Genomic DNA, 12,191 nt, shown 5'->3' on the forward strand with positions numbered 1-12,191 from the left:
TATTGAGGCAATCTAACCGCTTGCAGCAAAAAAGAGTGTTATTTTAACGTATTTTCTCTTTTTTTTCCCAACAAATCGGAGTACAGTGAAGCGTTTTTTACGATGAAAATCCGAGGAAGAGAAAATGGAACGATTTGCAAAGACAGATAAACTGACCCACGTTCGCTACGATATTCGTGGCCCGGTACATAAAGAGGCAATCCGCCTTGAAGAAGAAGGGCATAAAATTCTCAAGCTGAATATCGGCAACCCCGCCCCTTTCGGTTTTGACGCACCGGCGGAAATTTTGGTGGATGTTATCCGCAATTTGCCGACCGCACAGGGCTATTGCGATTCAAAAGGGTTATATTCCGCCCGTAAAGCGATTGTGCAATATTACCAACTTAAAGGGCTACGGGATATTGATGTGGGCGATGTGTATATCGGCAATGGGGTATCGGAGCTGATTACGATGTCTATGCAAGCGCTATTAAATGATGGAGATGAAATTCTGATCCCGATGCCGGATTATCCGCTTTGGACAGCGGCTGCGACCTTAGCTGGCGGGAAAGCGGTGCATTATTTGTGCGATGAAGAAAATGAATGGTTTCCGGATATTGAGGATATTAAAGCGAAAATTACCCCGAATACCAAAGCCATTTTGGTGATTAACCCAAATAACCCGACCGGTGCGGTCTATAGCCGCCAACTGTTGTTAGACATTGCGGAAGTCGCACGCCAACACAATCTGATGATTTTTTCAGACGAGATCTACGAGAAAATTGTCTATGACGGTGCAGTGCATCACCACATTGCCGCCCTTGCGCCTGATCTGTTAACCGTTACTTATAACGGCTTATCCAAAGCCTATCGGGTGGCAGGCTTCCGTCAGGGGTGGATGGTGCTAAACGGTCCGAAACAGCAGGCAAAAGGCTTTATTGAAGGTTTGGATACGCTGGCATCAATGCGGTTATGTGCCAATACGCCGATGCAACACGCAATTCAAACGGCATTGGGCGGCTATCAAAGCATCAATGAATTTATTCTGCCCGGCGGGCGTTTGTTGGAACAACGCAACAAAGCATACGAGCTGCTCACCCAAATTCCTGGGATAAGCTGCGTTAAACCGAAAGGGGCAATGTACCTGTTCCCGAAAATCGACACGGAAATGTACGGTATTCAGAACGATCAGCAATTCGTGTTAGATCTATTACGCCAAGAAAAAGTGTTGCTCGTGCAAGGTTCGGGCTTTAACTGGCATAAACCGGATCACTTCCGTGTCGTCAGCTTGGCACACGTGCATCAATTAGAAACCGCCATCGGTCGGTTAGCGAAATTTTTGCAGAATTATCGTCAATAATGAATCAGGACAAATAGCAATGCTTAAAGGTACATTGTTTTCGCTTTCCGCTTCGTTTTTATTTGGCGGGCTTTACTATTTGTCCACTGCCCTTAGCCCCCTCTCCGGCGAGAGTATCTATGGCTTTCGGATTTGGGTTACGTTGCCTTTTTTGTTTATTGCCCTTGTGATTTTCAAACAAGCGGGTGAATTTCGCCGTTTTTTGCAAAAATTGCGTCAATCTCCCCGCTTGATCTTGGTGCTGTGTATCACCTCCGCGATTACGGCATCGCAAATGTGGCTGTTCCTTTGGGCACCGAATAATAATGCGGCGATCGATGTTTCAATCGGTTATCTGTTGATGCCGATCGCAATGGTTGCCGTTGGGCGCTTTATCTTTCAAGAACGCCTTTCGCCCCTGAAAATTGCCGCCATTCTGTTTGCCATTATCGGCGTATTGCTGACGTTAATCACCGCAGGCACGCTCTCTTGGGCAACCCTGATGGTACTGCTCGGCTACCCGCTCTACTTCAGCCTGCGCAAATATTTTGCGATTTCACACCTCTCCAGTTTTATCTGTGAAATAGTGTTGATGCTGCCCGCCGCCAGTTATTTTGTGTGGCAGACAGATATGGACGCTGTACTGGCGAAAAATCCGCTCATTTACGAATGGCTAATGTTACTGGGGCTGGTTAGCGGCTCGGCGTTAATCGCCTATGTGATTGCCAGTAGCCTTTTGCCGATTAACGTATTGGGGCTGTTAAGTTACGTTGAGCCAGCCTCAATGTTGGTTGTGTCGTTTTTAATCGGTGAAGTGTTGGATCAAAATGCCTATGTGCTGATGCTCTGTTTGAGTATTGCGATTGCCTTGTTGGTTTTTGAAGGGATTTTTCATCATCGAAAAGGACAAAAATAAGGGGGAACAGTGGCAAAAGGCATATTTCTAGCGCTCATCAGCAATATTTTATTTGGTACGGGCTACTATTTTACGTTGCTCTTACAGCCTTTAACCGATACCGAAATGCTCGGTTTACGCATTATCATTTTATTTGCGATATTCCTCTTTCAACAACAAAATAATTTTAACAAGCTGTTTGCCAATATTCGCCGACAACCCCATTTAATCGGCGTGATTTTATTATTAACCCTCAATACCGGCGTTCAATTATGGTTATTTCTCTGGGCACCCAATAATCACCAAGCCATTCAAGTCTCTATCGGTTATTTATTATTGCCGTTAGTTGCCGTAGCATTAGGTAAATTGATCTTCAAAGAGCATTTTTCCCGTTTAAAATGGTGGGCGTTGGCGTTCGCCTGCTTAGGCGTAGGCACGAACATTATCTTAGCCGATGAAATCTCTTGGGCAACTTTTGTCGCAGGCTTTGGCTACCCGATTTATATTGCATTACGCCGCTATTTTAATATCAATACACTCGCCACATTTTGTGTGGAGTTATTACTCTTATTGCCATTAGCCGTTTATTTTATTTGGCAAATAGACAGCGAAATCATTTTACTGAAAAATCACTATTTTTACGGCTATTTAATTTTATTTGGGCTGGTTAATGGTATGGCATTTATTTTATATATTTATTCCAGTAATTTATTACCGATTAACGTATTAGGTCTATTAGGCTATGCCGAACCGTTGGTGATGCTGATGATCTCGTTTGCGATCGGCGAAGTGTTAGAGACAAAATCCTATCTTTTATTGGCTTGCCTTATCGTTGCAATTATTTTATTAACAATTGACAATTTCCGTGCCAAGCTGCCAACCCATAGGCAAAACTAAAAAACATTATTCAGAATTATGCCTAGCTTTGCACGCTAAACATAAAAACAACAGATATAATAATGATTTCCGCATATAACGAACATCACTATTTGTCTTTAGATTGTCATTGAAAGCGCTTTTTATCATTTACTAGACAATAACGCCATCGTGCATATTTTGAGACAAAACCGACCGCTTGTTATCCGCTAACCTTGGCTATCAAACCAACTTTCTAAAATCAAACAGGCTGAAATTCCATCAACTTTGTCTTTTTTTAATGCCCGATAGCCGCCACGGGCAAAAATTTCTGCTTTCGCTTCAACCGTTGTCAGTCGCTCATCTTGTAATACAACCGGCAAATTAAAACGCCCGTGCAGACGGTTGGCAAACTTTTTCGCCCGTTGTGTCAATGGCTGCTCCGTACCATCCATATTAAGCGGCAAGCCGACAACCAGCAGATCCGGCTGCCATTGTGCCAGCAGCTTACCTATTTCCTGCCAATTAGGTACCCCATCTTGTGCTTTGAATGCCGGCAAACTTTGAGCCGTACCGGTAATACTCTGACCAACAGCACAACCGATACTGTTTGTGCCGAAATCAAAGGCAATCACAGTCTTCCCCATTTACGCTCTCCCTGCAGCAGTGGGAATGTTATCCCCTAATAAGCCATTAGCTTCCACCCAACGATCCAAATAGCCCGTTTGAAATAAAATAGTTTTATCAAACGGTGCAACCGCCCAGCTATTTTGCGCAATTTCCTGCTCTAATTGATCCGGTTTCCACGTACAGCACCCCAAACAGACAATAAAATTCTCCGGTGCAACCGTCTGCCCGAACGTTTCCAAAATATCGCCGGAAGTTGTCATTATCAAGTCATTGCCCGCCGGATAGCTATGTAGAAATGATTGCGGTGTCGGAGTGTGTAAAATAAAGCCTCGCTCTTGGCTGACCGGCCCACCGCTCAAGACCAACTGATCTTGGCTGTAATTCCGACTGTTTGCCATTAAAAAGTCCATTTTTGCTAACAATTCCATTACCGAGAGATCAGTCGGCGAGTTAATCATTACCCCCCAAGCGCCCTGTTCATTATGCTCACAGAGATAGATTACCGCGCGATCAAAGTAATCGTCCTGCATATCAAGGGTAGCAATTAAAAATTTGCCTTGTAAATTCATCATTTAGCTCATATCCCCATATAAAATCTGCAATGCGGTAATGGTGGCTAATGCCGCCGTTTCAGTGCGAAGTACCCTTTTCCCAAGCAGCACTTCGGTGAAACCTTGCGTTTCCGTCATTGCAATTTCTTCCGCCGACAGCCCGCCTTCCGAGCCAATTAGCAAGCGAACGCCCGCTTTCGGAATAGACGGCAAGGATTTTAAACTGTACTCGGCACGAGGGTGGAGGTTCAGTTTTAACATCTCATCCTGCTCTTTACACCAATCCGCCAACGGCATTATCGGACGGATTTCCGGTACAACATTACGCCCGCACTGCTCACAAGCGGCTATTGCAATTTTTTGCCACTGCTGAATTTTTTTATCCTGCCGTTCGGCATCTAATTTCACACCACAACGGCTCGACCAAAGCGGCGTAATCGTTTTCACCCCTAATTCTACCGATTTTTGAATGGTAAATTCCATTCGCTCCCCCCGTGAAATAACTTGTCCTAAATGAATAGCAAGGGGAGATTCCCGATCGTCAAATTCGCTGTGATGAATCCGTACCTCAATTTGCTTTTTATGCACTTGTGCAATGGTCGCGTGAAAAATCCGGTTTGTACCGTCAAACAGAATAATATCTTCTCCCTCTCCCATTCGCAGTACCCGACCAATATGGTTGGCAGCATCTTCGCTTAACTGGCAATGGGTTTTGCCAGATAATAATTCTGGGTGGTAAACTCTGGGTATTCTCATAATCAGCCGATAGTAGTCAAAGAGAGGGAAGTGTAATCAACCGCTTCCGTTCCTGCAAGTACAAGCGGTCGGTTAGGGCAGAAAATTTGCAATATTCTTGTAGAAACGCCACGCTAGCCTCTTTCATATAACCACACAATGTAGTGTGATTAAACGGACAGCGGTTCATTTAACGTTGTGTAACTGTAATATAATACTGCAAGTGCGCAAAAAGGTAAGGAATATTCGGCGTTTGAATAATCCTTACCTTTCTTGAAACGTATTTAACCGACGGCATAAACGAAAATCGGCAACGTGAGAATCATTGCAATGAGGTTCACATCAAAACATCACTCATCAGCCCAAAAACAAGCAATTTTTGTGCCGTCCGCCCGACTTTCTAACGTAGGACGTTCTTGCTTGCAACGCTCTGTCGCTTTCCAACAACGCGCGTGAAAAGCACAACCTTTCGGCGGGTTAAGCGGGCTTGGTAGCTCGCCGGTCAGTTTAATACGCTCTCGCCGTTGGTTCGGGTTTAATCGCGGCGTTGCCGAGAGTAAGGCTTGCGTATAAGGGTGGCGTGGGTTGCTAAAAAGGGTTTTGGTTTCACCCTGTTCAACACAACGTCCTAAATACATTACCATTACTTCGTCCGCAATGTGTTCCACCACCGATAAATCGTGGGAAATAAACACATAGGACAGCCCCATTTCCGCCTGTAAATCCATCATTAAATTCAGTACTTGCGCCCGTACGGAAACGTCCAATGCCGAAACCGGTTCGTCTGCCACCACAATATCGGGGTGTAGCATTAGCCCACGGGCAATCGCAATGCGTTGGCGTTGCCCGCCGGAAAACATATGCGGGTAGCGGTCGTAAAACTCAGGTTTTAAGCCGACTTTTGCCATCATTTCAAGCACTTGGGCTTTTCGCTCTTTGGCGGATAACGCCGTGTTAATTTTCAGCGGTTCTTCTAAAATTGTGCCGACTTTTTTGCGAGGGTTAAGGGACGCATAAGGATTTTGAAACACAATTTGAATTTTACGGCGACGAAGCTGGTTGGTGGCTTGGTCGCTGCCTAAAAAATTCTGCCCGTTATAGAATAATTGCCCTTCGGTCGGACATTCAATCATTGTGAGCATACGCCCAAGGGTTGATTTGCCGCAGCCTGATTCGCCTACAACGGCAAGGGTTTTGCCCCGTTCGAGACTGAAAGAAACGCCGTCCACCGCTTTAACCAACTTAGGCTGGCGGAACATTCCCTGTTTAACAGGATAATATTTTTTCAATTCCACCGCTTCAAGAAGCGGTGCGTTGTGATCGTTTTTTTGCATTTGAGTTATCCGATAAAAGCCTCTGGCTGACCTTGCACATTCAATGGCGTATGGCATTTTACTTGGCGGCCGTTAAGCTGATGTAACGGCGGTTCTTCACGGCGGCAACGCTCCGTTGCATAAGGGCAACGAGGGTTGAGCAAACACCCTTGCGGGCGATCGTATTTGCCCGGCACGACACCGGGTAGCGATTGCAGACGGGATTTGCCCTCCGCAAATTCGGGCAGTGCTTTAAGTAATGCCTGCGTATAAGGGTGAAGCGGGGAGTGGAAAATGTGCTCGGCTTTGCCCTCTTCCACCACTTGCCCCGCATACATCACAATAATACGGTGTGCCGACTCCGCCACCAACGCAAGATCGTGGGTAATCAAAATCAACGCCATATTCTCTTTGCGTTGCAAGGTCAGTAGCAGATCGATAATTTGCGCTTGAATCGTTACGTCTAACGCCGTGGTCGGCTCATCAGCAATCAGTAGCTTCGGGTTACAAGCAATCGCCATTGCAATCATCACCCGTTGGCTCATTCCGCCGGAAAGTTGGTGCGGATAAACGGACAAGCGAGATTCGGGATCAGGAATGCCCACCATTGTCAATAGTTCAATCGCCCGTTGGCGACGGCTTGCTTTTGTGCCGCCTTGATGCACCTTTAACGCCTCCATAATCTGATAGCCGACCGTATAGCTCGGATTGAGACTGGTCATTGCGTCTTGGAAAATCATTGCCACATCGGCACCGATAATCTGCTGCTTTTCTTTCGGCGTCAGTTCGAGCAGATCTTTGCCGTGAAAGCGTAGCTCGCCAGCCATTACCCGTCCGGGGAAATCAATCAATCCCATAATCGCCAGTGAGCTGACCGATTTACCCGATCCCGATTCACCGACAATCCCCAACACTTCGCCTTCATTGACTTGATAGCTAATCCGATCCACCGCTTTAAACGGGCTTTTTTGTTCGCCGAAATGGACGGAAAGCTGGTTTACTTCTAATAATGCCATTGCGTCCTCCTACTGCTTTAATTTTGGATCGAGCGCATCACGCAAACCATCGCCCATCAGGTTAAATGCCAACACAAGCGATAAAATTGCCAGCCCCGGAATCGTAACCAGCCAGTTCGCCGACTGCATAAAACTACGGGATTCCGCCAACATTGTCCCCAACTCCGGTGTCGGCGGTTGCGCCCCTATCCCTAAGAAGCCGAGGGCGGCGAGTTCTAAAATCGCATTGGAGATCCCCATTGTCATTTGCACAATCAGTGGGGCAAGGCAGTTTGGTAGGATCACGATGAACATTAACCGTGCAACACCTGCCCCTGCCACTTTGGAAGCGGTTACATAATCCCGATTTTTTTCACTCAGCACGGAGGCACGGGTTAAACGGACATAGCTCGGAATAGAGACCACGGCGATCGCAATCGCCGCATTCACCAGCGAAGGCCCTAAAATCGTTACCACGCCGATGGTAAGCAACAGGCTCGGAATCGCAAGCATAATATCGACAAAGCGCATAATCACAATGTCAATCGTGCCGCCATAGTAACCGGCAATTAAGCCTAAGATCACGCCTAATACGCAAGACATCAGCACAATCAGCAAGCCGATAAAAATCGACAATCTTGCCCCATAAATAATACGGGACAGAATATCCCGCCCAATATCATCAGTACCGAGCCAATAGGGCGCTTGCCCGCCGTCAAACCACGCAGGCGGTAATAATAAGGCACTGCGATTTTGGCTAATCGGGTCGAAAGGGGCAATCACATCGGCAAAAAGGCAAATAAACGCCACAAAAACAATAAAAGCCAGCCCAATCACCGCCCCTTTATTTTGGCGGAAATAAAACCAAAATTCTTGTAACGGGGTAAGCGGTGCCGGCGAAGCGGATTCAAGATGAGACATTATCACTCCAAACAAAATTAGGTATGGCGAATACGCGGATTCACAATACCGTAAAGCAGATCAACCGACAAATTCACGAAAATAATTAAGGTTGCAATAATCAGTACCGAGCCTTGTAATACGGGGTAATCACGGGAATTGATCGCATCAATAATCCATTTGCCGATCCCCGGCCACGAGAAAATATTTTCCGTTAATACTGCTCCCGATAATAGCTGCCCGACAATCAGCCCCACCACCGTAACCACCGGAATTAACGCATTACGCAGAGCGTGAATAATGACAATGTGGGTGGTATTCAGCCCTTTGGCTTTCGCCGTGCGGATATAATCCTCACCCAACACTTCTAACATTGAGGAACGAGTCATGCGGGTAATAATTGCCAACGGAATCGTCCCCAGCACAATCGCCGGTAAAATTAAGGATTTGATCGCCGCTAAAAATGCCCCCGGTTCGTCTGAACGCCAAGTATCAATCAGCATAAATCCGGTGTCCGCCTCAATCCAAAATTCTGCGGGTAAACGACCGGAAGCCGGTAGCCCCAAGGGAGTTGAAACATAAAGAATTAAGATCAATCCCCACCAAAAAATCGGCATTGAATAGCCGGTCAGCGACAGAGACGTTACAGCGTGGGAAAGCCACGACTCTTTTTTCACCGCAGCAATCACCCCCAGCACAATACCGCCGATCAGCGACCATAGCAGCGCAAAAAACGCTAATTCCACCGTCGCAGGAAACAGTGTGAAAAACTCTTTTAAAACCGGTTCATTATTGCGAAAAGAATTGCCCAAATCGCCCTGAAATACGCCTTTGATATAGTTGAAATATTGTTCGTAAAGGGGTAAATCCAAGCCGAGCTGGCTCATCATTTGGGCGTGAATTTCGGGGCTAAGCCCTCGCTCGCCCATTCGGATCTCAATCGGATCGCCGGGAATAAGGTGAACTAAAGCAAAAGTAATTAAGGTTATCGCAAAGAAGGTTGGGATAACCATTAAAATACGTTTAAGAATAAATTGAAACATTCAAACTCTCGATGTTTAAGTTAGCAAGCGGTCGGTTTTTGCGTACTTTTTACAATATGATAATGCTTACTGCTGTTCGTCATAAATGGCACAATTAAGCTGTCATTAAACGGGCAAAGTATTGCGTCATCTAATGATGAACGATATTGCAAGCGACATAATATCGCAAGAATTTACCATAAACTGACCGCTTGTAAAGGGCATTACTGCCGAATTATTGGCTGTCTAAATCCACCTTTTCAAAGCTGTGTACGTTAAACGGACTCATCACATAGCCTTTGACTTCTTTGCGTACAGGGAAATACGAGGTAGAGTGCGCCAAGGTAATCCACGGTGCTTGTTCTTTAAAGACGAGCTGGGCTTGTTCGTACAGCGCGACCCGCTTGGCGTGATCCGTTTCTTGTGATGCGCCTACCACTAATTCATCAAACCCTTTATGACAGAATTTGGCGTAGTTCGAGCCTAACTCCACCGCGGAGCAGCTTAATAGAGTATTTAAGAAGTTATCCGGATCGCCGTTATCGCCCGACCAACCCATTAAGCCTGTTTGGTGATCGCCCGCCCGCATACGTTTAAGGTATTCACCCCACTCATAGCTAACGATTTTGGCATTCACGCCGACTTTTTTCCAATCTTCCTGAATCAGCTCCGCAATTCGCCGTGCGTTCGGATTATACGGGCGGGAAACCGGCATTGCCCACAAATCCGTGTCAAAACCGTTTTCAAAGCCGGCTTCTTTTAACAAGGCTTTGGCTTTTTCCGGATTATAGTCATAATCCGGTGTGTTTTCGTTATAGCTCCACATTGTCGGCGGAATCGGATTTTTTGCCACTTGTCCCGAGCCTTGATAAACCGCATCAATGATCGCCTGTTTATTCACCGCATAACTTAACGCTTGACGCACTTTTACATTATCAAACGGTGCTTTTTGTACGTTGAAATTCAAATAACCGATATTGAGCCCCGGTTTACTCATCAGGTTAATCGCCGGATCATTTTTCATTTTTTCAATATCCGCCGGATTCGGATAAGGTGCGGCGTGGCACTCCGCTTTTTGTAATTTGGCATAACGCACGGACGCATCAGGGGTAATTGAGAACACTAAGCGGTCAATCGCCGGCTTACCGTCCCAATATTGTTCAAAGGCTTTATAGCGGATTTGGGAGTCTTTTTTATAATCGACAAATTGGAAAGCCCCCGTACCGATCGGGTTGGTATCCACTTTCTCCGGCGTACCGGCTTTCAACATTTTATCGGCATACTCCGCCGACATAATTGAAGCAAAATCCATCGCCAAATTGGCTAAAAACGGCGCATTCGGCATATTTAGGCTGATTTTTACCGTATAATCGTCCACTTTTTCCACTTTATGAATGATATTTTGCATATCCATTCCGACAAAATATTCATAATTTCCGCCGGATACTTTGTGATAAGGGTGATTCGGATCAAGCTGGCGGTTGAACGAGAACAGCACATCGTCCGCATTAAAATCACGGCTTGGGGTAAAGTCTTTCGCAGAATGGAATTTCACGCCTTTACGCAAATGGAAAATGTAGGTTTTCTTATCGTCCGACACTTCCCAACTTTCCGCCAAAGACGGCTCAATGCTAGTTTCTCCTGCTTTAAACGCCGTTAAGCGATTAAACATAGCACGGGAAGAGGCATCTAAGGTTCCGCCGTCTGTCCCAAGCTGCGGGCTTAAAAAGGAAGGCGAGGCTTCCAAGCAGTAAACAAAGGTTTTTGGTGCTGCCACTGCCGAACCAGACGCCACCGCCAAAGCCAAGAGGGAGAGTTGTGTTAGCTTTTTCATTTTCACTCCTAGGGTTATTTGCATCGTTGTAAAATTGGCTAGGGCTTCAATATACAAATTTTTGAATGAACTGCAATAGATTTTTTAATGCAAGCGGTGTTTTTGTAAAGAAATATTGCAAAATTGTTACACAGATCACGAAAACAAAAGGGACGCAAAAGCGTCCCAAGTAGTACAAGCGGTTGGTTTTGGCAAAGTTTTTGCCGTACGATCAAAAATGAAGCCTAGGCAAGTTATACCTACCCCGTCAAACACCAAAGGATTTCAAAATATGATACGGATATATCCTCGTGTGTTACAAAAAATTTGCTCCAACCGAGCGCTTATTGAATTAACCTAAAATGCGATTTAATTCTTCGCTGACTTTTTCGACCGGCTGTGTGCCGTCTAAACGGAAATATTGGGTATTGCCGGCTTCGGCTTCAGCGGTGTAGTAGGCAATCAATGGCTTGGTCTGTTTATGATAAATTGCCAAACGCTCTAACACGGTTTCCGCTTTATCGTCCGGGCGAATAATTAACTCTTCGCCGGTTACATCGTCTTTACCTTCCACTTTCGGCGGGTTATACACCACGTGGTAGGTACGTCCTGACGCTTGATGCACTCGGCGACCGCTCATACGTTCCACAATCACCTCATCAGCCACATCAAATTCCAACACAAAATCAATTTTCACACCGGATTCTTTCAAGGCATCGGCTTGCGGAATCGTGCGAGGAAAACCGTCTAATAAAAACCCGTTGGCACAATCCGGTTGGGCAATACGATCTTTAACCAACGCCACCGTCAGCTCGTCCGGCACTAATTTTCCTTCGTCCATCAACGCCTTAGCTTGTTTACCTAACTCGGTGCCGGCTTTAATCGCCGCACGGAACATATCCCCCGTTGAAATTTGCGGAATACCGAATTTGTTCATCATAAATTGGGCTTGCGTGCCTTTACCCGCCCCCGGCGCACCTAATAGGATAATTTTCATACGAAAACCTCTTAAAAAATAAAAAACAATGAAATAGGTGATAACCTTACCGATTACTGCCTGAAATTGCAAATGTTATTGCGGAAATGACCGCTTGTCGATGCCACATCAGATCTACTCTGAAATGATTTCAATCTATTTAACGGCATCAACGTCGTATTTCTACA

At 45.8% G+C, this 12,191-nt stretch carries 12 protein-coding genes; 3 read left to right on the forward strand and 9 right to left on the reverse strand.

Annotation, left to right across the window (positions count from 1 at the left end; translation table 11 throughout):
* Positions 1-124: 124 nt before the first annotated feature.
* Genes RO21_RS09355 through rarD (RO21_RS09365) form a run of 3 tightly spaced genes read left to right on the forward strand, consistent with a single transcriptional unit; the run spans position 125 to position 3,110 of the window.
* Complete coding sequence (locus RO21_RS09355; RefSeq protein WP_047977525.1) at positions 125-1,339, forward strand: pyridoxal phosphate-dependent aminotransferase; 1,215 nt, start codon at positions 125-127, stop codon at positions 1,337-1,339.
* A 19-nt stretch (positions 1,340-1,358) separates the two neighbouring features.
* Positions 1,359-2,234, forward strand: coding sequence for an EamA family transporter RarD (gene rarD, locus RO21_RS09360; RefSeq protein WP_047977526.1), 876 nt, complete (start codon positions 1,359-1,361; stop codon positions 2,232-2,234).
* 9 nt (positions 2,235-2,243) lie between these two features.
* Entirely contained in the window at positions 2,244-3,110 is an 867-nt protein-coding gene (gene rarD / locus RO21_RS09365) for an EamA family transporter RarD (RefSeq protein WP_047977527.1), read from the forward strand.
* A gap of 188 nt (positions 3,111-3,298) precedes the next feature.
* On the opposite strand, the gene ruvX is transcribed toward rarD (RO21_RS09365), so the two are convergent.
* The 9 genes from ruvX to adk form a co-directional block, all read right to left on the reverse strand.
* On the reverse strand, positions 3,299-3,715 hold the full coding sequence (gene ruvX, locus RO21_RS09370) for a Holliday junction resolvase RuvX (RefSeq protein WP_047977528.1): 417 nt from the start codon (positions 3,713-3,715) through the stop codon (positions 3,299-3,301).
* Entirely contained in the window at positions 3,716-4,270 is a 555-nt protein-coding gene (locus tag RO21_RS09375) for a YqgE/AlgH family protein (RefSeq protein WP_047977529.1), read from the reverse strand. It abuts the gene before it with no gap.
* Positions 4,271-5,005: a 16S rRNA (uracil(1498)-N(3))-methyltransferase gene (rsmE, locus tag RO21_RS09380; protein WP_047977530.1), complete on the reverse strand. Its 735-nt coding sequence runs from the start codon at positions 5,003-5,005 to the stop codon at positions 4,271-4,273. It abuts the gene before it with no gap.
* A gap of 329 nt (positions 5,006-5,334) precedes the next feature.
* Positions 5,335-6,318, reverse strand: coding sequence for a peptide ABC transporter ATP-binding protein (locus RO21_RS09385; protein ID WP_157019733.1), 984 nt, complete (start codon positions 6,316-6,318; stop codon positions 5,335-5,337).
* A gap of 5 nt (positions 6,319-6,323) precedes the next feature.
* A complete protein-coding gene (dppD, locus tag RO21_RS09390; RefSeq protein WP_047977531.1) occupies positions 6,324-7,313 on the reverse strand; it encodes a dipeptide ABC transporter ATP-binding protein in 990 nt (329 codons plus the stop codon).
* Positions 7,314-7,322: 9 nt separating this feature from the next.
* On the reverse strand, positions 7,323-8,213 hold the full coding sequence (locus RO21_RS09395; RefSeq protein ID WP_047977532.1) for an ABC transporter permease subunit: 891 nt from the start codon (positions 8,211-8,213) through the stop codon (positions 7,323-7,325).
* 17 nt (positions 8,214-8,230) lie between these two features.
* Positions 8,231-9,235, reverse strand: coding sequence for an ABC transporter permease subunit (locus RO21_RS09400; RefSeq protein ID WP_047977533.1), 1,005 nt, complete (start codon positions 9,233-9,235; stop codon positions 8,231-8,233).
* A 214-nt stretch (positions 9,236-9,449) separates the two neighbouring features.
* The gene (locus RO21_RS09405) at positions 9,450-11,048 is read right to left on the reverse strand and encodes an ABC transporter substrate-binding protein (protein ID WP_047977534.1); all 1,599 of its coding nucleotides are present in this window, start codon (positions 11,046-11,048) and stop codon (positions 9,450-9,452) included.
* 331 nt (positions 11,049-11,379) lie between these two features.
* Positions 11,380-12,024: an adenylate kinase gene (gene adk / locus RO21_RS09410; protein ID WP_047977535.1), complete on the reverse strand. Its 645-nt coding sequence runs from the start codon at positions 12,022-12,024 to the stop codon at positions 11,380-11,382.
* Between the last annotated feature and the right edge of the window lie 167 nt (positions 12,025-12,191).

Source organism: Muribacter muris, from assembly GCF_001038205.1.
Classification (GTDB): domain Bacteria; phylum Pseudomonadota; class Gammaproteobacteria; order Enterobacterales; family Pasteurellaceae; genus Muribacter; species Muribacter muris.

Bases quoted from the DNA above. Each gene is read 5' to 3' on its own strand.
- RO21_RS09355 (WP_047977525.1), top strand. From the start codon at position 125: ATGGAACGATTTGCAAAGACAGATAAACTGACCCACGTTCGCTACGAT.
- rarD (WP_047977526.1), top strand. From the start codon at position 1,359: ATGCTTAAAGGTACATTGTTTTCGCTTTCCGCTTCGTTTTTATTTGGC.
- ruvX (WP_047977528.1), bottom strand. From the start codon at position 3,715: ATGGGGAAGACTGTGATTGCCTTTGATTTCGGCACAAACAGTATCGGT.
- RO21_RS09375 (WP_047977529.1), bottom strand. From the start codon at position 4,270: ATGATGAATTTACAAGGCAAATTTTTAATTGCTACCCTTGATATGCAG.
- rsmE (WP_047977530.1), bottom strand. From the start codon at position 5,005: ATGAGAATACCCAGAGTTTACCACCCAGAATTATTATCTGGCAAAACC.
- RO21_RS09385 (WP_157019733.1), bottom strand. From the start codon at position 6,318: ATGCAAAAAAACGATCACAACGCACCGCTTCTTGAAGCGGTGGAATTG.
- dppD (WP_047977531.1), bottom strand. From the start codon at position 7,313: ATGGCATTATTAGAAGTAAACCAGCTTTCCGTCCATTTCGGCGAACAA.
- RO21_RS09395 (WP_047977532.1), bottom strand. From the start codon at position 8,213: ATGTCTCATCTTGAATCCGCTTCGCCGGCACCGCTTACCCCGTTACAA.
- RO21_RS09400 (WP_047977533.1), bottom strand. From the start codon at position 9,235: ATGTTTCAATTTATTCTTAAACGTATTTTAATGGTTATCCCAACCTTC.
- RO21_RS09405 (WP_047977534.1), bottom strand. From the start codon at position 11,048: ATGAAAAAGCTAACACAACTCTCCCTCTTGGCTTTGGCGGTGGCGTCT.
- adk (WP_047977535.1), bottom strand. From the start codon at position 12,024: ATGAAAATTATCCTATTAGGTGCGCCGGGGGCGGGTAAAGGCACGCAA.